The sequence below is a fragment of the Priestia megaterium genome (genome assembly GCF_009497655.1).
GTDB lineage: Bacteria > Bacillota > Bacilli > Bacillales > Bacillaceae_H > Priestia > Priestia zanthoxyli.
This window is the reverse complement of record NZ_CP023317.1, coordinates 385,001-404,459: the sequence shown is the minus strand read 5'-3', so window position 1 is coordinate 404,459 and position 19,459 is coordinate 385,001. Positions and strand designations below refer to the sequence as shown.

Sequence of the window (19,459 nt, the reverse complement as noted above, 5' to 3'; positions counted from 1 at the left end):
GATGGTATCTATAAACGAACAAATACTAATTATAATAGAAAGGATCAAAAAAATGAACTTTACATTATCACCCGCTATTAAACAGCTTTGCCCTTCTTTTAAAATGGGAATCATTCAGTATAAAAATATTGAAGTTGGCGATTCTCCTCAAATGCTAAAAGGACGTCTGCGCCTTTTTCAAGAATCCATTTATTTTGACCTTGAGTCAAAAAAAGTAACAGAATTTGAAGGTGTTAGCGAGTGGAGAAAGCTTTTCAAAACATTTGGAACGGATCCAAGTAAATACCGTCCTTCTATAGAAGCTTTAATTCGACGGATAGGAAAACAAACGTATCTTCCTTCTATCAATTCTGCTGTGGACATTAATAACTTTTTTTCATTGCAATATGAAGTACCAATTGGAATTTATGATTCTTCTAATTTAGAGGGCCACGTTGAATTTACTATCGGTAAAAAAGAAGAGTCTTACGAAGCTCTAAATGAACGTAACATTTCTTTAGAAAATAAAATCATTTCAAAAGATGCCCTAGGAGCTTTCGGAAGCCCTTATGTGGATTCTAACCGAGCGTACGTAACTGAAAAGACAACACAAGCTGTACAGTTCATCTATTTAAAACCTTCACTTTCAGAAGAACAGGCTTATAAACTAACTAAATCCTTAAGTGACATGTTCATTCAAATTCACGGCGGCGAAGCAACCTATCAAGTCATTAACTGATGTACGTAAATATAGCGTCTATCTTTTCAAGATAGACGCTATATTTACGCTAAAAATAAAAAACGCAACATCTCAGCTTTGAAAGCGAGACACTGCGTTGTGATAACAATATGTATGGAGCGGGTGATGAGAATCGAACTCACGACATCAGCTTGGAAGGCTGAGGTTTTACCACTAAACTACACCCGCAAATATTATCAAAATTTGTCGACCAATAAGTAAAAATAAAAACAGGAATCATCCTGTCAAGTAAAGCTAAAGTACCGATGGTCGGGGTCGAACCGACACTCCCGAAGGAACACGATTTTGAGTCGAATTGTTCCTCTTCAACCACAAGTAGTTACCGTTTATTACAATAATACTAAGTAATTCTACAGTAATTGTATCTTGTACTTAAAAGCTGTTCACACGATTAACTAACAAAATCTATTATATACCCGTTTGTCGAACTTCGCAACCCCTTTTTTTGTTTTTTATAATAAAAATAAAATCAATGTATCCAATAGATAAATTGGGTATTGTCTTGCCTCCCCCCCTTAAATAATTTCAGCATTCAGTTTAATTAAATTAGTTCTGCTAAATAATAATCTTTATTTTATTAACGTAGGCATTTTCATTCTAATATTCCGAGTTTCCTCATATTTAAATAGTTATTCTAACATTGCTTAAACAACTGCGAGTATAGATATATTCAATTTTTATTACTAAGAATCTTTAAGCTAGCCTAAAATTAAAGGATTTTTAATGTAAAGTGCAAATTTTCAAAATTACATTCATTCTAGATACTCACATAAATATGAAATTGTTGTAAAATTAAAAACAGGCATTTAGTAATGGGGGGAAAATAATTTGCATAAATACAGTATCAAAGATTTAGCAGATACATGCGGATACGCTAGAACTACTGTAAGAGATTGGGTAACACTCTTTAACGAATACATTCCTTCTCAGGAAGATTTAGATGGATCCATTTACTATAATGATAAATCTGTTGAGTTTATTCACTATTTAAAACAATTACGAGATAGAAAGCTACGTAAAAATGTAATAAGAGAATTTTTAAAGCTAAACCCAGAACCTTTAAGTAGTAAAAAAATCGATAATAAACTTGATGATTTATTAAAGAATAACTTTGTACTCAAAGAAAAAAAAGCATTAACACCTACTCAATTTAATATTCCCTACCTCAAAGTTCTAAGTGATGGTAAAATTCATCATGTCTCTGAGATAAATGAATTATTAGCAGATTATTTCTCCATTGAAGGTGAACAACGTGAGAACTATCTATATGGAGGAGACTCTAAATTTAAAATACGGGCACGCTTTGCACGACGCGAGTTACAAGTGTCTGGCCTTGTAGAACAACTAGAATCTAATACTTACCGCATTACGGAATTAGGACACGAAGTTTATAGACGCTTTCCTTACGGGGCTAGCATATCATTAATTAGCAAATTCATTAAAGAGAGAGTAAATGAAGAGCAAACGGACCGAGACATAAATACAGAAATATTTGAAGATAGCGATGCAGATAATGAAAACGATATTACTCCTACTGAAATTATGGACGATCAATTTAAGAGGATTAATAATCTACTCGCACTAGAAATTTTGGAAAAAGTAAAAAAGGTGAATCCAAAAAGGTTTGAAGAGATTGTTTTAGATTTATTATTAGCTATGGGTTACGGAGGTTCATTAGGCAGTGGGCAAACTACAGACTATATAAAAGATGAAGGTGTAGACGCTATAATTAAGGAAGATAAGCTAGGGCTAGATGTTATCTACGTTCAAGCAAAGAGATGGAAAAATACTGTAGGAAGACCAGATATTCAAGCCTTTACAGGTAGTTTAGAGGGAAAGAAAGCAAGGAAAGGCGTATTTATTACTACTTCTCGTTTCACTAAAGAAGCACATGAATTTGTGCGTCATATTGAAAAGAAAATTATCTTAATTGATGGAGAATTACTCGGAAAATATATGCTTGAACACAATGTAGGTATGTCAGAGGACAGAAAATACATTGTAAAGAAAATTGATACTGATTATTTTAATGTTGAAGAATAAAACATCTAAAGATGCTGTCTATATTTAAGCCAAGACAACGTCTTTGTGTTTTTTATTGATTTCCTATTTTAGTGGATTTATTTTTTTTATAACTGTAATTGCTAATTAAATTATTTTATATGATATTTTTTATAGAAAATTGTGCGAAGTGGTAATAAACTAACGAATTAAATAATGTCTTCACAACAGGGATAGTACCCTAAGCTAGAGAAAGTTAACTAATACAAAGAGTGTGATTACTGCAGGGGAATAAATGCACTATTATAATCCTTTACAGCTGAATATTTTTGGCAACATCTTTTGTATCAATATTGTACTTCCCTAAAGCATCTTGCAAATTCTTCTTCCCTAATACAATTAAAAACTACACGACTGGATGTATAATCAATTTTAGTTAAACTTATTCTTAGTTATGAAGTAACTTAGATTTCAAAAAATTTGATTATAATTTCTAATTTGACTTTCCTATATACTCTCTCCTTTTAAAAAAGAAAAAAGACACTAGTTTCCCTCTCAATTAAAGGAGGCATTCCAGTGTCTTTAACTAAGTTTACAGAAGGATTGCCGTCCAACTGTAACACGTTGAGATTCTTTTTCTGTTCCGTACTATATTTGTTAAGGTTAATGATACCGCATCAGCCATAGATAATCTAGTAAAATTCGATGTGAATCTAGTATTTCTACAATTGTTACTCAATCGAGTAACACAAACTTCGTCTATCGCATATTAGCATCTATTAATCACTTATCTGGAGAGTCTGCTTTTTCTGGGGAATCTTTCATATCTTTCATATCATTCTGTAAGAGTAACGTTTCCGCATCAAAACGTAATTCAGCAAAAAGTTTTACAACTCGTTCTTTCAACTTTATACTTTCATTTAACAGTTCGTTTGCCTCTGTTAAATTGGCTAGAGGTTCTTTTATTTTATTTCTCATATTAATCAGAGACGCTTTACAATTCCTATATTCGCTTGTAATGCTTGTAATGATGTCCTCACCGTTTCGTTTAATATATCTATAATCTTCCCAACTGTTGTCAATCATGCGTTCACCTTCTTCAAGGTTCCCCCTAATTTGACTGGTAATAGATAAGATTGCAATATCTTTCTTCAAGTTTGCTATTTCTTCAGAGTTTACAAGAGAAATTAGTTCTGAGAACTCTTTCCTAGTTTCCTCCCTATATGCAGTTAAATCGGCTTGATCTTGTATTAGTGCCAATCTAACTGCCTCAGCTTCTCCTAACACCTTCTCGGCATCTTTCATCTTTTTCTCTGCTTGCCTATTAGCGTAACCTATATATATGGCAATAATGCCGATTACGGAAACAACTCCACCAAATATCCACCCTAGGTGAGTGATAAAGTTATTTAAGAATTCTAACTCATGCTGTTGAATTTCTGTAAGCTTATTTTGCATATCAGTAACAAGTTTATCGTTATTTGATGCTTGGGTTACAGCTAATAAAAACATAAAATTATTCCAGCCTCTCCAGTTTAATACACTTATTTTACTGTCGATGTATTGTTAAGTAAATGTAAATTTGACAGGATTTAAGAATTGTTGTGTCGAAATGTATGAATTCATGAGGAGGGATATGGATGTGTAAAGACTTAGTAAGCGAATTGTTAAATCAAGGTTTTAATGTAGTTGATTTGAAACTTGTAGGACATAAAACTATCAGTGTGGAAAAAGAAATTTGGTTAAACGAAACAAGTAGTGAAGAAATCTTAGACATGGTCTCACTAGATAAAGATAGTGTCGAATACTATTTAAACGAACAACCGCCTTACTTTGAAGGGAAAACTAAGCCACTGGCCGGCTATGTTAATTCAGAAGGTGAGGTTCCTACTGTACAAGATACCGTGGCTTCTTTTAAGGTATTTATTTTACCAAGTCAAGTACTGTAGAAAATGATGAGTAATTATGAGGCATCCATTTAGGATGCTTTTACTCTTCGTGGTTCCAACCGCTTCATAATAAAAAAAGTAGCCCCACCAATCTACAAAGATCAGTGAGGCTATGGAGTATATACAATATAAGAGTAATAAGCGATAATTTTAATATTAGCTGTCTTCATTACAATATCCTGCTTTAAGATGTAAAGAGATTAAAGAACATTGCTTACGCCGCCTTCATTCACTACATTCATTCAGTGCTATTTCTAAAACCACTAACTATAACCTTTTGCTGGCATCTAGGATAGATTAGTTAATTTTTTTTAGTTAAAGCAGTTGGTAATTTAGTACCAACCGGCGAAGCCGTTATCTTTTATCTTTTATTCTCTTTACTTCTTCTATTACTAGTTCTTGGGACTATGGTGTTTTACAGGTAGTTTAAAGTCACAAATTTAGGGATTAACTCCAAATCCTTGGGGCTGTAGGTCTCGTGAATTGTCTGACTTTTATTTTGAACCTGTATAGATTTTTGGGCTTATTGAGGTAGGTAGTTGTTAATCACAACGTATTGGGACTTTACTTGTGATTATTAAATCTCTCCATCTATTGGTATATCAATCTTTTTTTTAACTTGTTAATCACAGGGATAAATGAGATTATATGTCTAGGTAACAGGAAAAAATTAACGAATTAGTAAGCTAAGGGGGAAGGTTTATGTCAGAGTATGGAAAATTTAAAAAACGAGTGTATTGTAGACAGTGTAAGCACAATACAAACCACCAAATACTACTGAAACACACTGTAGATGAGGAAATTCCAGAGTATAACTTTTATATGACTGAGGATTATATGATTTGTGAATGTATGGGTTGTGAGACTGTTAACTTTGTTAGAGAATATGATGATCCGTCGATGCATTACTATGACGCTGAGGAGGGAGAAGAAATACACCATGAGGATATTCAAGTGTTTCCTCCTAAGCCTTTGACAGATAAAGAGGAAAGCTATGAAGTCAAACAGTACAAGCATTTACCTCCATTACTCAAAACCTTATATAAACAAGTTGTAGCAAACGTTGAATTAAAATATTATTTGTTGGCTGCTGCTGGATTAAGGATGATAATTGAGGGTATTTGCAATGATTTATCGATAAAAAAGGGCTACATTATAGACGATGCAACCGGAAAGAGGGCTACGGATGAAAATGGTAACGAAAAAAAGAGTAGCAACTTAAACGGTAGAATAAACGGCTTGTCAGAGGCGAAGATCTTAACTGAAGGACAAACAACAATTCTTCACATTATCAGAGGGTTGGGTAACCAAACAGTTCATAAGTTGGAAGAACCTAAACGAGGAATTATTCTTGATGCCTTGGAAATAGTAGAACACACCTTCACCAATATTTACGAACTGAAGAAGTATGACTCTTTAAGAGACCAATACGCGAAAAAGTCTTAAATTAAATCCGAAGAAAATGGAATTAAATTCAAAGGGAGTAGCCTGAATTACCTTAGTCAATTTTGTGCCTTAAAATCCCTTGCTTGCCCCCTATATAGACAAGGCATCAAAACTTTTTTTTGCACAAGATTAGGTCTACTGGGCTTTTCTTTTGGGTTACATAGTTAACCAACACTATCCATAGCACAGGGGCAGAGATAGCCCCTTCCTGCTATCTGATTCTTAAAAACAGAAATAAAAAAAAGACGACTCACTTGGTCGCCTTCTTCTTAGCCCTGATTAACGTGCTTTTACTTATTCCTGTCATGTTCTCCACTTCTTTGTAAGAGTTTGTTTCCAGTAGTTTTAATGCATGTTCCAGCTGTTTCTTGCTATATTTATTCGGTCTGCCTTCCCTGAAGTCCTCACGCTGTTTAGCTATCGCCTTACCTTCCTGAGTACGTTCTACAATCATATCCCTTTCGAACTCCGCAAAAGAACTCATAATATTAAAGATTAAGCGTCCAGTTGGTGTATCCTCTACAAGTCCCATATTAAGCACGTGTACTTTCACACCTTTCTGAAATAGCCCTTTCACTGTTTCTATTGCATCGGTAGTAGAACGTGCGAAGCGGTCTAATTTTGTAATGACTAAAGTATCTCCGGTTTCTAATATTGAAAGAAGTTCTTTAAATTTTGGGCGATCCGCCTTAGTTCCAGTGAACTTCTCAGAATAGATTTTTTCACAGCCTTCATTTTCTAGTGCTGAGATTTGTCCTTTTAAATCTTGGTTAGCTGTTGATACCCTTGCATAGCCGTATTTCATTATGTATGACCCCATTTTTATAATATTTATGACACTAAGTTATGACACCTTTTGATACCTTGATAATACAGCATCGCCAAAACGGTGTCAATACCTTTAAGTTATGACACCGGTAAAGGTACGTGGTTCAATAACATAGATATAGTGGTCGCCCATTCAGCCAAGCTATGCACCTATATAAGAGGCACTATAGATAAGGCATACTAGAACACTAGGATAGTAAGGATGGACGATACAGCCAAACCCACAACCATAGGCGGGACCACGTGTCAGTAACGCACACATGCATGACGTGGTGTAATGGTAGAACACATGAGGCAGGCACACACCCACCCAACCACATGCACAACTCAACAGTAATGCAAGTGAGTAGAATGATAGGCAATGCGAACGGTAGAATGCGGGCTGAAGCACTTGCACAACTCACTTGCACAGGGTGAATTTCGGCTGTCCCCATATCACTCCTAATATATGCACTCAATCTAAGGCAGGAATAAAGCAAATATCATAAGCCCCCACCCATGGGTCAGCCCCCCGTATATATGGCCGAACTGCTATCCAAATCGTTTATACGGTATTTTTGAAACTATTTGGATGACTAATGTACAAAACGTACAATAGAGTGTTGCTATGGGCTATTCTGAGGCGACTAACTTTAGATTGACGGTCTATGCCTCACTAGAACGAAGGGGGGGCACCCCTTTCATCGAATTCGAAAACAAAAAATGTCTCTTTATTTTTTTGCAGGATTTTTGAAAAGTAATCGCTGCACAACACTATCTCTAATCTTTTATAACAGTCCTTCAGTTTTAAAGTAGTCTTTGACAAGAGGTAGTGCTATATCTAACTGTTTAGAAATTTCTTGTGGAGTATAGTCATTAACGACCATTTCATAAAATCTATCGCTAGTAACCTCGGCCTTCTTCTTTCTGACTTTGTTTGTAGTAGATATAGAAAGAAATTGATTGCCTCTGCTATCACCATAAGGCATGGAACACTTATGACGTTCATGATCTTTGCCTAGCATGTTGGCCGGACGGCCGTAGAACTCAGTGCCACAACCATTGCAAAAATGAAGCAACACGGCATGGTGGTTTAAATATTTCTCCTTGGCCGTTACTTGGTTATTATATATTTCGTCCAGTGCCTTTTGATAAAGACAATGGCTATCTTCTTGGTTATTTTGATTGCCTGCTGCTTGCTTGGCCGTCTGCTTGCTTCTCTTTAATAGTCGCTTTCTAAAACGCTTCTTCTTGTCTCGTTTGTTCACTATCTTTCCTCCTGTTGCAATAGTTTGTGTTGCAATGAATACTAACCTACCCGATCTCTGTTTTTAGCCTCAGAAACCCTTATATATCAAGCCCTCGTTCAGCTAAACTCTTGCGTGAACGGCTTTCTCTTTCTGACTTTCTTTTTGCTGAATTTCTACATGTATTAGAACAGTATCGTAATCGTAAATTATCAGTTTTAAATATCTGCTTACACCCTCTACATTCTTTAGAAGAAAGTCCCACGTCTTCACCAATACCGTTAATTCGGTTAAGGTAGTCACATTCAATATTCTTTTTATTAAAGCTATAGCGTTCATGCTTCACTAATAACGGGCAGTGTGAATCCTTCAGTAAACACCAATTCTTCTCACCATTGAACTCTCTAGCTAAGTTACTGCACTCTTTTGCTTCCATCGTCTCTATCTCCTTAAATAAAAAAAGCCACCAGCTTATCTGCTAGTGACCTTCTTGTTCTCCTCCATTTGCTTAATAATACGTTCTTTTACATCGCTATCGTCCATCATATCTAATACGGCCGTTCCTACGGCTTCGCTATTAATAGGTGAGTCTTTAGTTTGTCCCACCTCAGCCTGCAACGCCAAGCCGTATGACATCGCCACAGATGGTGGTAGTCCTTTTAGAACGGCCGTGTTACCTTGCTTTAGTTCTGCTAGAATGTCCTGCTTGGCAGATAGTGTGGCCGTCATTAAATTTGTCATTTCTTTTCGCCGTCCTCTTTCGGTGCTTTTAAACCTTGAGGTAGCCAACCCTTACACGCTGAAAACACTTCATCTTTGGAAATAACACTCTTAGTCATCCAAGAGAATGAAGGGCTGTATCTATCGTCTTCATATGCGTTTGCTAGTCGTGGGTAACGTTCTTTTACCTTTTGATCTTGAAACACTTCTCGAATATCAGGTGCTATTGCCGAAAACTGTTCACGCATTTGGCCACCAATATCGGCAATCTCAGTTAGCATCATGTAGCGATAGCGTTCAGCAATTTCGGTAGCATTGTATTCATGGTATGGTGTTTTGGCCAATGCCTCACGTAACACGGGAACAAATTTTAGTTTTAATTCTGACCGTTCCTCTGCCAATTCCTCCAATAGAACGTTAATGATGTCATTTCGATTCACAAGTTCCTTTGCCTGGATCTTGAGGTACACTGATTCTGATACAGTGGCGTTTTCCTGTGCGAATACGTTGGCCGTCATTTCGGCTTCAATCGTAGCTAGTTCAGTGTTTAATTCGCGTTCTTGTTCATCTAACTTTTTTACCTGTTCCTTATAAGCAGCAAGTGCTTTTTCTGTCTCTGTAAATAGCTTTTTTACTTTTGTCATGTTGCTACCTCCAATAATTTATTTATAACCACGTTGACTTTTCATCTCTAAAATCTTGCTAATGCTTGCTAGTTCGATTCCTGATACCCGAAGACGCTTTATTGCCTCAGTGAACTTACTCTGATAAAGTGGGGTGAATTTCAACTCGCCTCTTTCAAGCTTTCCGATTGTGCTAGGGTCTACGTTCATAAAATGGCTAAACTCTGCTAACGTTTTGTTTCGTAAATGCCTAACTGGGCGAATGTGTTTACACGTGAATTCCTGACGATAAGGGATTCGGTTTTTATCTTCCATTCTTTTCACCTTCCTTTTCTTGAAATACAAAAAGGCAAAGCTATTATAGCCCCGCCTAAGATTTTTCTACTTATTTGTCTATGAACTACTATTGATTTACAGGTACTTTTTAATTCTTTTTTTAAGAAATATCAAACCTATAAGGTCACTAACATCAATGATTTGAATTCCTAATTTCAACAATTTACTTTAACTTTAAACCTTTTAAATCCTCAAAGCTTTCTTTTCTACAAATAAACCCTCCAATAGTTTATGTAGATTTCCTAACTACCTCTTAGTCATAGCTTATTCTTTCTTTGTAAAACTCTCTAGATTTATAGAGTATTTCGGAAGAGTAAATTTAATTGAGGTAGGTATCCCCTCTTCCTCGGTTAAGATTGTAACTTCACTCGGTTCATTCTGACTATTTGAGGTAAATAATTCGATATGTGAAGGGACACAAGTGTAAAAATCCCATTCCTCGTTTTTAGCGTCAAATATAATTACTGTCTCCTGTTCTTCTTTACAAATTTTCATAGTTGTTCTCCATATCCAAAGTAAATTGTTTTACCATAACCCATTTCAATAGCTAGTCCATCTGTCGGAAGTTTTGTTTCATCATTCCAAAGGGGAAGGTTTATCATAACTACATCGTACTGCATATACTCTTGTCTTTCTTTAAGAACTCCTGTAATAACTTCATTGTTATCTAAATCTAACATAACCATTGAATTACTTGGGATATTGTTTCCAATAATACTTATACATGGATTAGAGTCAATAACCCCTAATTTTATTAGTTTGTTTTCTGCATTTTTTTTCATTTGTATGTCCTCCTAAAGTGTATGTTTTGTTGCTACAAAGAAGTACTTGCAACTTCTACTTAAAAAAAGACAATGAATCTCAAAAAAATATTAGCAAAAACACCTATGCCCAAACTTGTCTAATTACAATGCTTTTGAAAGCTTCTTGATAACCTTTGCTTCCTTATAGATTTCTCCTCGTTATCTATTTTATTAGTTAATCTGTATAAGGTATTATTCCCGTCGTGAAGACATTATTTAATTCGTTAATTTGTTACTACTTCGCACACTTTTCTATAAAAAAACATGGAAAATCTTACATTTAATTCTTTGAAGCATACGGATAACTTGTTGATGGTGTTTTAGTCCAATGACTTCTGCCCAGTCCTTGTAGCTAGCATCAGGGTTATTATAAATCTCTTGTAGCAGTTTCTTCTCCTGTATAGTCAAAGCTTTATCATTAAGTATCTCAGTCACTAAATTACGATTTAAGACTTCCTTTTCAATGTCTACAGCATCAGCAAATGTCTCAACTATCTCCTCTTTCAAAGGTAATATACTGGCTTCAAATCCTCCTCTTTGGGTTTTGAACTTTCTAGTCAAATCAATTGCCCTACGTTCAAAAATCAGCAGTATTGTTTCATAGAAATAAAACTCACTAGACCACTCATATTCATCGCATAATTTGAACGCTGCTTCGTAAAAAACACTTTCAAAATCTGAAGGTGATAATCGCTTATCTCTCCAATTCTTTCCCCAATACTTGGCTAACATCTCAATCTTATAGCTTAATGTTTTAAGTAGGTCGTTCATCAAGTTTTCATCAGACCTATTGAACGCATAAGCCTCCCACTTCTTCTCTACACTTAAAATATAGGCTTCTTTTCCATTATTAGGACAACGTCTCTTTAAACCTTGTAGCTTCTGCTCAGTAAAGGATAAAGGCTTTAATTCATTATTTCCAACTTTCTTAGTTAAATGTGTCATTGCAGGTCTCCTTGTATTTCTAATTTCTACAGAAGAACTTGCAATGTTGATAAGTTTAAAGACAAAAAAATCGCTTTTCTAAATCCAATTCATTATATTGTTAAAGTTAATCACAAATCATAGTCATATTACCTGTTTATGTAAAAAAAGCCAATGCAAGTTGCATTCGCTTTTGATTGATTTAATAACTTTTATATAAATCCATTTATTAAAAACTTATGGAAATATATAGAATAACCTTTTTTTAACTACTTACTTTCTAAATTACGCAGTAATAGATTTAATTTTCTGTCTTTTATGAATTTAAATCGCTGTTAAAATATCGCTAAATTTATATTTTCTTCTTTTTTAAATCCGATTTGATATTGACGTTGAGGGAATTTTTCATATAGCCTTCTAAAATACTCAAAATGGCTATACGTAATAAAAAATTTATTTTCTTCCTTTCCATCATAAATTTCTATACCACACCAGTATCCATCCATCACGGGGATTTTTATCTTATAGTTTTCTAAAGTTTTCAAACCAGAAAAGTAAGTTGATTCGTATCCTATTTGCAAATCATTTCCTTCGTATTTCTTTAATAAAAGTAAAACTTCAATTAAAGAGTTGTGATCTTGTGGAACATTTTTTTCCTCAAACAACTCCTGGAGATATGTTTCTTCCTGAAATCCTTCTATAATACTGACCGGCATAAATACACCCCTTCATACAATTTATTCTAATAACTAGATTATACCTTAGAAAGTAATTGCTAATAAATAGAATTTCCCTTCACTCTTTATTATCCTAATAATTAATATCTTTTAAAAATTTGATTTAGTGATATGATATAAATAAAAATACATGAGGAGGTATTTATGAAATTATATTCTCGAGATTATAATGATTTAACAGAAGAAGAATTAGAAAAATGGAACACACTTAAAGAATCACAGGCTGCCCACAAAATCGGTTCTATAGAAGTTAAAGAATCTAATTACCCAAACCTTCCAAAAACACTACGACATTATCTTAGCCTTTTCCCGAACAATTATTTAGATATTTTAGCATCTAATAATCTAGAACAGTTACAGTTGCTAATAAATCAATTTTCTTCACTATTAAATGAAACTTCATCAACAGAACAAACCATGTTGAACTTTATCCGAGAGAAAGAAGCTTATTTTATAATCGCTTCTCTTTTTGATAATTATAGGTTCGGTCATCACGATGCATATATTTTTCCTGAATTCCAATTAGGAACTGACTATCGAGTTGATTTTTTATTAGTTGGAGAAGGTTCCGGTGGATATCAATTTATATTTGTGGAACTTGAAGACCCTTATAAAAAGATTGTATTGAAGGATGGAAATTTAGGGGAAGCTTTTAGGAAAGGGATTATTCAAATTTCAGATTGGAGAAGGTGGCTTTCTAGTGAATTCCAATCGCTTAGCAGGACATTTGAAAAATATAAAAGTAGAAATGCAACTCTAAAAAAAGAATTCATGAGGTTTGATCCAAGTAGATGCCACTTTGCAGTAGTCGCTGGAAGAAGGTCAGACTTTAATAAAAATAAGGAAAAAACTTATCGAATTAGTAGAGAACATGAACATCAAGGTATTAAGCTTTTTCATTATGATAATCTAATTGACTTTTCAAAATCCGTAATAAGGAGAAGGACATACTAACTAATGAAAAGGCACCCTCTATAGACCTCGGGTGCTCTTTAATATTTTAAAAAGGGAATAATGTTGAACATAAAATACTCTTTTTATTTATCAACTAATTGAAGCTTTCCTTTTTCCTTTTGATATTCGTATGTATGAAAGAGAAAGCTTGCTACGGTTTTAGCTGAATTAACAGCAAGAACTGCATGATGAAAAGAGGGATTTCCCATTTTAGAATGACTATCACTACTCATATTTCTAACTTCAGTTAGTCCCTGAATGACTTTCGTAAATCCTGATATAATTTCCTTTAAAGATTTATCAAATTTCTTATTACTGGAATCTAAATTTAAGTATTTTGACAAATTATTAAAAAGTTTTGGAAGAGTCAGGTTTTCGTCATTAGAATTTTCAGCAAGTATATTCAAAATTTCTTTGCATACGCCTTCAACCAGAGTTTTAGCTGATGTAATTGCACCCGCATAATCTTTATCAGCAATCCGTTTATCACAATTATTCAAGTCTCTAACTATATTTTGATAAGTTAGATCAGGAGGTATACTACATTGTACCTTTACTATTTCAATTTCATAAAGATTATCCTCTAAATAATTGCTACAATCGTTAAAAAGTACTGAAATATCCTGCAGGCAATATGAAAAATTCCCCTCATTTTCTGCATATATATATTCTATAAATTCTTCCACGGTTCTACTATTCTTGATTTGTTTGTTGATATCATTACCCTGTTTATCATTAATCTTCTTTATTATCCTTATTGCTTGTCTAAAGTTAGTGTCTGAAACAGATGCATTATAATCAATATCAACTTTATTTCTATTATAAAAAAACTCTTCAAAAGTATGCCTTAAACCAGCTTTAACTGTATCAAGAAACTCAACAGTGTTGTTCACTTGTAGTAGTCCTCCTTAGACCATAATTAATATTATAATTATACCAAGAAAAAACTGGAATTATTAAGAAATCCACTTGTTTATTTTTAATTTTTTTGCCAACATGGGTTGAGAATAAGGAACACGGCTTGGATATAAATTGCCTACCTACAAAAACAAAAAATAAAAATGTCAATGTAAGTAGTAGGCGATTTAATATTTTGCACACCATGGTGTATCGAATTAAGGTATCCGTTTATGTATTATCTCTGTTATCGCTAGTGTTTCCACTTAACAAACTTACTGTTTCAGATGTCCCTGACAGTTTCATTATCCTGCAATTTTACGCTTTGGCTTTTCAATTGCTTAATTCCTTACCTCATTTCTTCAGAGGACTAGGAAAAGAGATAATTACTTATAGCTTGTTCTACGCAACCATAATTGCACACCCTTCCTAACGACAGCACTAAGGTAGCTTTCACCTTTCAGACGCAACAGCAACAGAGAACTATTATATGCATCCTAGACTTAGTTATTGCATCGGATAAGTCATAACCTTTCAAGTTTAGTTTTACTTGCTGTTATTAGGCTTTCCAGCAAGTGAATCCCTATCGGTGCTTTTAAAAAAGGCATTACTTAATAAACCTTGCATCATCTAATTTTTTTCGATAGAATGAAGGTTAATTAAAGCTGATAGTGTTCAGCTATTCAGTTTTATACGAGTGTTTTCTTTGGGTCACGTACTAGTAATACGTGGCTTTTTTCTATTTATAAAAATTTAAATACGCTTATTTAGAACTTTTAAAGGTGAAAATTCTTTATGTCTTTCTCTTACATCCGTTCCAAAAAGATTTACATACGTTTTAACAATTTCCATACTGGTGTGTCCCAAAATAGCCTGTAATTCAAAAATATTAGCCCCTTGTTGAACACTTAATTTAGCAAATGTATGTCTAAAGGTGTGGCAGCTACAGCGAACATCTTTTAATTTCGCTTTTTCCCCATATCTCTCTATCCTTGTTTGAACGCCACGTTTTGTTAACGATGTACCATCAACTGTTACAAATAAAGCATCACTCTCCACATATCCACGAATAGCAATGTATTTTTTAAGCTGACTTCTCATTTCCTTTTGGATAGGAACTAGACGTTCCCGGTAACTCTTCGCCTGACGAATACGTACCAAGCTATCCTCCCAACGAATATCAGCTAATGACAGCCCAACTAATTCATTTACACGTATACCAGTTTCAAGAAACAACATCATTACCGTATAATCACGAACACCCGTAAATGTTCTTAAGTCAGGCTGACGAAATAACTTGTTAAGTTGTTCCTTTGAAAATGTAGGAATAACTTTCTTTCTATCCTTTAGTAACTTGATGTTCCCCATAGGGTTTTTGGGAATATGCTTTTGCTTATGCAGGAAATTATAAAAGGCACGTATGGCACGTAAGCGAGTGTTGATAGTGACCACTCTAAGCCCTTTATAATTACGCATATACAGGATCACATTCTCTTTAATATGTTCTTCCGTGACGTTATAGGGTTTTAAAATTGTAGTATCAATATCCTGTTCCCTTAGTGAATTAAGAAACGCATTTAACTCGTTTAAATAATATTGAATAGTAAGTGGTCTAAGATTTCTTAACTCACAGTCCTTTACGAATAAATCAATAGCTTCCTTAAACGTTTCAACACAGGATTTCGTTTTCTTCTCAATAATCGCTAGTTCATAATCATCTAAATTGTTACTCCTTCTGGGCAATTAAAAACCACCTTTCCTAAGTATGAACACGATTTTAAGTACACGATTGAAAAACTGTACTTAAGCGAAAAAAGACAAATAAAAAACGCCTCTACAAAACTGTAGAGACGTTGTATAAACGTTAATATTACTTAATTCTATTGTAATTACGGTATGTAATAAAGAGTAAAGCTAAAGTACCGATGGTCGGGGTCGAACCGACACTCCCGAAGGAACACGATTTTGAGTCGTGCGCGTCTGCCAATTCCGCCACATCGGCAAAATAAAAAAGGCAAGTTAAAATTATAAATGGTGCCGAGGGCCGGACTTGAACCGGCACGGTAGTCACCTACCGCAGGATTTTAAGTCCTGTGTGTCTGCCAATTCCACCACCCCGGCAGCTTGTAAATAAATGGAGGCGGCAACCGGATTTGAACCGGTGATAAAGGTTTTGCAGACCTCTGCCTTACCACTTGGCTATGCCGCCATTTACTCAAGACTAAATAACTTTATTAAAATTAAATTGGAGCGGAAGACGAGGTTCGAACTCGCGACCCCCACCTTGGCAAGGTGGTGTTCTACCACTGAACTACTTCCGCAAATATGGCTGGGCTAGCTGGATTCGAACCAACGCATGACGGAATCAAAATCCGTTGCCTTACCGCTTGGCGATAGCCCAATATTGGAATATGCATATCGTTTATAAATGGGGCGACTGATGGGAATCGAACCCACGAATGCCGGAACCACAATCCGGTGCGTTAACCACTTCGCCACAATCGCCACGTATATATGCAATGTTAATTTTATAATTGGCAGGGGCAGTAGGAATCGAACCCACACTGACGGTTTTGGAGACCGTAGTTCTACCTTTAAACTATGCCCCTGTAAATGGTGGAGGGGGGCAGATTCGAACTGCCGAACCCGAAGGAGCGGATTTACAGTCCGCCGCGTTTAGCCACTTCGCTACCCCTCCACAATAACTGTGGTGCCGGCAAGAGGACTTGAACCCCCAACCTACTGATTACAAGTCAGTTGCTCTACCAGTTGAGCTACACCGGCATTTTAAAAACAAATGTTTTTAAAATGGTGGCTCGGGACGGAATCGAACCGCCGACACAAGGATTTTCAGTCCTTTGCTCTACCAACTGAGCTACCGAGCCTTATTAAATTTAAAATGGCGGTCCCGACGGGAATCGAACCCGCGATCTCCTGCGTGACAGGCAGGCATGTTAACCGCTACACCACGGGACCACTTGGTTGCGGGGACAGGATTTGAACCTGCGACCTTCGGGTTATGAGCCCGACGAGCTACCGAACTGCTCCACCCCGCGATGATAATATATGGTGGAGGATGACGGGATCGAACCGCCGACCCCCTGCTTGTAAGGCAGGTGCTCTCCCAGCTGAGCTAATCCTCCACTATTATGTAGATAAAAATAAATGGTGACCCGTACGGGATTCGAACCCGTGTTACCGCCGTGAAAGGGCGGTGTCTTAACCGCTTGACCAACGGGCCACTATAAAATGGCGGAGAAGGAGGGATTTGAACCCTCGCGCCGCTTACACGACCTACACCCTTAGCAGGGGCGCCTCTTCAGCCACTTGAGTACTTCTCCAAATGGCTCCACAGGTAGGACTCGAACCTACGACCGATCGGTTAACAGCCGATAGCTCTACCACTGAGCTACTGTGGAAGAATAACAGCCTGGCAACGTCCTACTCTCACAGGGACAAAGTCCCAACTACCATTGGCGCTAAAGAGCTTAACTTCCGTGTTCGGTATGGGAACGGGTGTGACCTCTTCGCTATCGCCACCAGACATATTATATTATACATGATTTAAAAAAGAAAGCAAGACTTTTTTTAAAAAGTTTTGTTCTTTCAAAACTAGATAACAGGTTGCTGAGTAAAGCTTACGCTTTTAAAAGTTTGGTTAAGTCCTCGATCGATTAGTATCAGTCAGCTACACATGTCGCCATGCTTCCACCTCTGACCTATCAACCTGATCATCTTTCAGGGATCTTACTAGCTTGCGCTATGGGAAATCTCATCTTGAGGGGGGCTTCATGCTTAGATGCTTTCAGCACTTATCCCGTCCACACATAGCTACCCAGCGATGCCTTTGGCAAGACAACTGGTACACCAGCGGTGTGTCCATCCCGGTCCTCTCGTACTAAGGACAGCTCCTCTCAAATTTCCTACGCCCACGACGGATAGGGACCGAACTGTCTCACGACGTTCTGAACCCAGCTCGCGTACCGCTTTAATGGGCGAACAGCCCAACCCTTGGGACCGACTACAGCCCCAGGATGCGATGAGCCGACATCGAGGTGCCAAACCTCCCCGTCGATGTGGACTCTTGGGGGAGATAAGCCTGTTATCCCCGGGGTAGCTTTTATCCGTTGAGCGATGGCCCTTCCATGCGGAACCACCGGATCACTAAGCCCGACTTTCGTCCCTGCTCGACTTGTAGGTCTCGCAGTCAAGCTCCCTTGTGCCTTTACACTCTACGAATGATTTCCAACCATTCTGAGGGAACCTTTGGGCGCCTCCGTTACATTTTAGGAGGCGACCGCCCCAGTCAAACTGCCCACCTGACACTGTCTCCCGGCCCGATCAGGGCCGCGGGTTAGAATTTCAATACAGCCAGGGTAGTATCCCACCGACGCCTCCACCGAAGCTAGCGCTCCGGCTTCTCAGGCTCCTACCTATCCTGTACAAGCTGTACCAAAATTCAATATCAGGCTACAGTAAAGCTCCACGGGGTCTTTCCGTCCTGTCGCGGGTAACCTGCATCTTCACAGGTACTATAATTTCACCGAGTCTCTCGTTGAGACAGTGCCCAGATCGTTACGCCTTTCGTGCGGGTCGGAACTTACCCGACAAGGAATTTCGCTACCTTAGGACCGTTATAGTTACGGCCGCCGTTTACTGGGGCTTCGATTCAGAGCTTCTCCCAAAGGATAACCCCTCCTCTTAACCTTCCAGCACCGGGCAGGCGTCAGCCCCTATACTTCGCCTTGCGGCTTCGCAGAGACCTGTGTTTTTGCTAAACAGTCGCCTGGGCCTATTCACTGCGGCTCTCTCGGGCTATACACCCTACCAGAGCACCCCTTCTCCCGAAGTTACGGGGTCATTTTGCCGAGTTCCTTAACGAGAGTTCTCTCGATCACCTTAGGATTCTCTCCTCGCCTACCTGTGTCGGTTTGCGGTACGGGCACCTCCCGCCTCGCTAGAGGCTTTTCTTGGCAGTGTGGAATCAGGAACTTCGGTACTATAATTCCCTCGTCATCACAGCTCAGCCTTTATGATGAGCGGATTTGCCTACTCATCAGCCTAACTGCTTGAACGCGCATATCCAGCAGCGCGCTTACCCTATCCTACTGCGTCCCCCCATTACTCAAACGGCGGGGAGGTGGTACAGGAATATCAACCTGTTGGCCATCGCCTACGCTTTTCAGCCTCGGCTTAGGTCCCGACTAACCCTGAGCGGACGAGCCTTCCTCAGGAAACCTTAGGCATTCGGTGGACAAGATTCTCACTTGTCTTTC

The 19,459-nt window shown here is 37.2% G+C and carries 18 protein-coding genes, 17 tRNA genes and 2 rRNA genes (1 of these 37 only partly in view); 5 read left to right on the top strand and 32 right to left on the bottom strand.

The features are described 5' to 3' along the window. Positions 1-52: 52 nt before the first annotated feature. Positions 53-718 (top strand): B3/B4 domain-containing protein, encoded by a 666-nt coding sequence (locus tag CEQ83_RS02210; RefSeq protein WP_028412694.1) that lies wholly within the window; start codon positions 53-55, stop codon positions 716-718. A gap of 115 nt (positions 719-833) precedes the next feature. On the opposite strand, the gene CEQ83_RS02205 is transcribed toward CEQ83_RS02210, so the two are convergent. Then, a tRNA-Gly gene (locus tag CEQ83_RS02205) sits at positions 834-907 on the bottom strand. A 660-nt stretch (positions 908-1,567) separates the two neighbouring features. Between CEQ83_RS02205 and CEQ83_RS02200 the strand changes: the two genes are divergently transcribed. Continuing rightward, complete coding sequence (locus tag CEQ83_RS02200; RefSeq protein ID WP_155017000.1) at positions 1,568-2,782, top strand: restriction endonuclease; 1,215 nt, start codon at positions 1,568-1,570, stop codon at positions 2,780-2,782. Positions 2,783-3,523: 741 nt separating this feature from the next. On the opposite strand, the gene CEQ83_RS02195 is transcribed toward CEQ83_RS02200, so the two are convergent. Next, entirely contained in the window at positions 3,524-4,252 is a 729-nt protein-coding gene (locus tag CEQ83_RS02195) for a hypothetical protein (protein ID WP_155016999.1), read from the bottom strand. Between the two features lie 128 nt (positions 4,253-4,380). On the opposite strand from CEQ83_RS02195, the gene CEQ83_RS02190 reads away from it, so the two are divergent. Next, complete coding sequence (locus CEQ83_RS02190) at positions 4,381-4,689, top strand: hypothetical protein (RefSeq protein ID WP_155016998.1); 309 nt, start codon at positions 4,381-4,383, stop codon at positions 4,687-4,689. Between the two features lie 702 nt (positions 4,690-5,391). Then, the gene (locus CEQ83_RS02185) at positions 5,392-6,135 is read left to right on the top strand and encodes a DUF4145 domain-containing protein (protein WP_155016997.1); all 744 of its coding nucleotides are present in this window, start codon (positions 5,392-5,394) and stop codon (positions 6,133-6,135) included. Between the two features lie 250 nt (positions 6,136-6,385). Here the strand turns inward: CEQ83_RS02185 and CEQ83_RS02180 are convergent, their stop codons facing one another. The 10 genes from CEQ83_RS02180 to CEQ83_RS02135 form a co-directional block, all read right to left on the bottom strand. Continuing rightward, the gene (locus tag CEQ83_RS02180) at positions 6,386-6,940 is read right to left on the bottom strand and encodes a recombinase family protein (RefSeq protein ID WP_155016996.1); all 555 of its coding nucleotides are present in this window, start codon (positions 6,938-6,940) and stop codon (positions 6,386-6,388) included. Between the two features lie 790 nt (positions 6,941-7,730). Further along, positions 7,731-8,210, bottom strand: coding sequence for an adenylate kinase (locus CEQ83_RS02175; protein ID WP_155016995.1), 480 nt, complete (start codon positions 8,208-8,210; stop codon positions 7,731-7,733). A 79-nt stretch (positions 8,211-8,289) separates the two neighbouring features. Continuing rightward, a complete protein-coding gene (locus CEQ83_RS02170; RefSeq protein WP_155016994.1) occupies positions 8,290-8,625 on the bottom strand; it encodes a hypothetical protein in 336 nt (111 codons plus the stop codon). Positions 8,626-8,660: 35 nt separating this feature from the next. Then, positions 8,661-8,918 carry a hypothetical protein gene (locus CEQ83_RS02165; RefSeq protein ID WP_155016993.1) on the bottom strand — a complete coding sequence of 86 codons (258 nt, stop codon included), beginning with the start codon at positions 8,916-8,918 and terminating at the stop codon, positions 8,661-8,663. Positions 8,919-8,926: 8 nt separating this feature from the next. Then, positions 8,927-9,553: a hypothetical protein gene (locus CEQ83_RS02160; protein ID WP_155016992.1), complete on the bottom strand. Its 627-nt coding sequence runs from the start codon at positions 9,551-9,553 to the stop codon at positions 8,927-8,929. Between the two features lie 18 nt (positions 9,554-9,571). Continuing rightward, positions 9,572-9,847 (bottom strand): helix-turn-helix domain-containing protein, encoded by a 276-nt coding sequence (locus CEQ83_RS02155; RefSeq protein ID WP_155016991.1) that lies wholly within the window; start codon positions 9,845-9,847, stop codon positions 9,572-9,574. Positions 9,848-10,132: 285 nt separating this feature from the next. Then, positions 10,133-10,363 (bottom strand): hypothetical protein, encoded by a 231-nt coding sequence (locus CEQ83_RS02150; RefSeq protein ID WP_155016990.1) that lies wholly within the window; start codon positions 10,361-10,363, stop codon positions 10,133-10,135. Further along, positions 10,360-10,650, bottom strand: a complete 291-nt coding sequence (locus tag CEQ83_RS02145; protein ID WP_155016989.1) for a hypothetical protein — start codon at positions 10,648-10,650, stop codon at positions 10,360-10,362. The genes CEQ83_RS02150 and CEQ83_RS02145 overlap by 4 nt, the downstream gene beginning before the upstream one ends. Before the next feature lie 273 nt (positions 10,651-10,923). After that, on the bottom strand, positions 10,924-11,616 hold the full coding sequence (locus CEQ83_RS02140; RefSeq protein WP_155016988.1) for a hypothetical protein: 693 nt from the start codon (positions 11,614-11,616) through the stop codon (positions 10,924-10,926). Positions 11,617-11,930: 314 nt separating this feature from the next. Continuing rightward, positions 11,931-12,311, bottom strand: a complete 381-nt coding sequence (locus CEQ83_RS02135; RefSeq protein ID WP_155016987.1) for a hypothetical protein — start codon at positions 12,309-12,311, stop codon at positions 11,931-11,933. A 165-nt stretch (positions 12,312-12,476) separates the two neighbouring features. On the opposite strand from CEQ83_RS02135, the gene CEQ83_RS02130 reads away from it, so the two are divergent. Next, positions 12,477-13,286 carry a Shedu anti-phage system protein SduA domain-containing protein gene (locus CEQ83_RS02130; RefSeq protein ID WP_155016986.1) on the top strand — a complete coding sequence of 270 codons (810 nt, stop codon included), beginning with the start codon at positions 12,477-12,479 and terminating at the stop codon, positions 13,284-13,286. 83 nt (positions 13,287-13,369) lie between these two features. On the opposite strand, the gene CEQ83_RS02125 is transcribed toward CEQ83_RS02130, so the two are convergent. From CEQ83_RS02125 to CEQ83_RS02030, 20 genes are all read right to left on the bottom strand, one after another. Further along, on the bottom strand, positions 13,370-14,179 hold the full coding sequence (locus tag CEQ83_RS02125) for an abortive infection family protein (protein ID WP_155016985.1): 810 nt from the start codon (positions 14,177-14,179) through the stop codon (positions 13,370-13,372). Positions 14,180-14,936: 757 nt separating this feature from the next. Next, complete coding sequence (locus CEQ83_RS02120; RefSeq protein ID WP_155016984.1) at positions 14,937-15,926, bottom strand: tyrosine-type recombinase/integrase; 990 nt, start codon at positions 15,924-15,926, stop codon at positions 14,937-14,939. Positions 15,927-16,103: 177 nt separating this feature from the next. Beyond that, positions 16,104-16,185, bottom strand: a tRNA-Leu gene (locus CEQ83_RS02115). A 30-nt stretch (positions 16,186-16,215) separates the two neighbouring features. Beyond that, positions 16,216-16,304: transfer RNA gene (locus tag CEQ83_RS02110), tRNA-Leu, on the bottom strand. 14 nt (positions 16,305-16,318) lie between these two features. Next, a tRNA-Cys gene (locus tag CEQ83_RS02105) sits at positions 16,319-16,392 on the bottom strand. 37 nt (positions 16,393-16,429) lie between these two features. Next, positions 16,430-16,504 (bottom strand) — tRNA-Gly (locus CEQ83_RS02100). 5 nt (positions 16,505-16,509) lie between these two features. Next, positions 16,510-16,584: transfer RNA gene (locus CEQ83_RS02095), tRNA-Gln, on the bottom strand. A gap of 28 nt (positions 16,585-16,612) precedes the next feature. Further along, positions 16,613-16,688 (bottom strand) — tRNA-His (locus CEQ83_RS02090). A 30-nt stretch (positions 16,689-16,718) separates the two neighbouring features. Continuing rightward, positions 16,719-16,792 (bottom strand) — tRNA-Trp (locus tag CEQ83_RS02085). 5 nt (positions 16,793-16,797) lie between these two features. After that, positions 16,798-16,881 (bottom strand) — tRNA-Tyr (locus CEQ83_RS02080). Positions 16,882-16,891: 10 nt separating this feature from the next. Further along, positions 16,892-16,967 (bottom strand) — tRNA-Thr (locus CEQ83_RS02075). Between the two features lie 25 nt (positions 16,968-16,992). Further along, a tRNA-Phe gene (locus tag CEQ83_RS02070) sits at positions 16,993-17,068 on the bottom strand. Positions 17,069-17,083: 15 nt separating this feature from the next. Beyond that, positions 17,084-17,159: transfer RNA gene (locus CEQ83_RS02065), tRNA-Asp, on the bottom strand. Positions 17,160-17,162: 3 nt separating this feature from the next. Continuing rightward, positions 17,163-17,239: transfer RNA gene (locus tag CEQ83_RS02060), tRNA-Met, on the bottom strand. Between the two features lie 11 nt (positions 17,240-17,250). Then, a tRNA-Val gene (locus CEQ83_RS02055) sits at positions 17,251-17,326 on the bottom strand. Positions 17,327-17,349: 23 nt separating this feature from the next. Then, positions 17,350-17,424 (bottom strand) — tRNA-Glu (locus CEQ83_RS02050). Between the two features lie 9 nt (positions 17,425-17,433). Further along, positions 17,434-17,524: transfer RNA gene (locus CEQ83_RS02045), tRNA-Ser, on the bottom strand. 3 nt (positions 17,525-17,527) lie between these two features. After that, positions 17,528-17,602: transfer RNA gene (locus tag CEQ83_RS02040), tRNA-Asn, on the bottom strand. 9 nt (positions 17,603-17,611) lie between these two features. Then, positions 17,612-17,727, bottom strand: a 5S ribosomal RNA gene (rrf, locus tag CEQ83_RS02035). Between the two features lie 110 nt (positions 17,728-17,837). Continuing rightward, positions 17,838-19,459, bottom strand: a 23S ribosomal RNA gene (locus CEQ83_RS02030) (it continues 1,314 nt past the right edge of the window).

Coding starts and splice junctions, on each gene's coding strand:
- CEQ83_RS02180 (WP_155016996.1), bottom strand. CDS start 6,940: ATGAAATACGGCTATGCAAGGGTATCAACAGCTAACCAAGATTTAAAA.
- CEQ83_RS02170 (WP_155016994.1), bottom strand. CDS start 8,625: ATGGAAGCAAAAGAGTGCAGTAACTTAGCTAGAGAGTTCAATGGTGAG.
- CEQ83_RS02195 (WP_155016999.1), bottom strand. CDS start 4,252: ATGTTTTTATTAGCTGTAACCCAAGCATCAAATAACGATAAACTTGTT.
- CEQ83_RS02210 (WP_028412694.1), top strand. CDS start 53: ATGAACTTTACATTATCACCCGCTATTAAACAGCTTTGCCCTTCTTTT.
- CEQ83_RS02150 (WP_155016990.1), bottom strand. CDS start 10,363: ATGAAAATTTGTAAAGAAGAACAGGAGACAGTAATTATATTTGACGCT.
- CEQ83_RS02135 (WP_155016987.1), bottom strand. CDS start 12,311: ATGCCGGTCAGTATTATAGAAGGATTTCAGGAAGAAACATATCTCCAG.
- CEQ83_RS02190 (WP_155016998.1), top strand. CDS start 4,381: ATGTGTAAAGACTTAGTAAGCGAATTGTTAAATCAAGGTTTTAATGTA.
- CEQ83_RS02185 (WP_155016997.1), top strand. CDS start 5,392: ATGTCAGAGTATGGAAAATTTAAAAAACGAGTGTATTGTAGACAGTGT.
- CEQ83_RS02165 (WP_155016993.1), bottom strand. CDS start 8,918: ATGACGGCCACACTATCTGCCAAGCAGGACATTCTAGCAGAACTAAAG.
- CEQ83_RS02145 (WP_155016989.1), bottom strand. CDS start 10,650: ATGAAAAAAAATGCAGAAAACAAACTAATAAAATTAGGGGTTATTGAC.
- CEQ83_RS02160 (WP_155016992.1), bottom strand. CDS start 9,553: ATGACAAAAGTAAAAAAGCTATTTACAGAGACAGAAAAAGCACTTGCT.
- CEQ83_RS02130 (WP_155016986.1), top strand. CDS start 12,477: ATGAAATTATATTCTCGAGATTATAATGATTTAACAGAAGAAGAATTA.
- CEQ83_RS02140 (WP_155016988.1), bottom strand. CDS start 11,616: ATGACACATTTAACTAAGAAAGTTGGAAATAATGAATTAAAGCCTTTA.
- CEQ83_RS02155 (WP_155016991.1), bottom strand. CDS start 9,847: ATGGAAGATAAAAACCGAATCCCTTATCGTCAGGAATTCACGTGTAAA.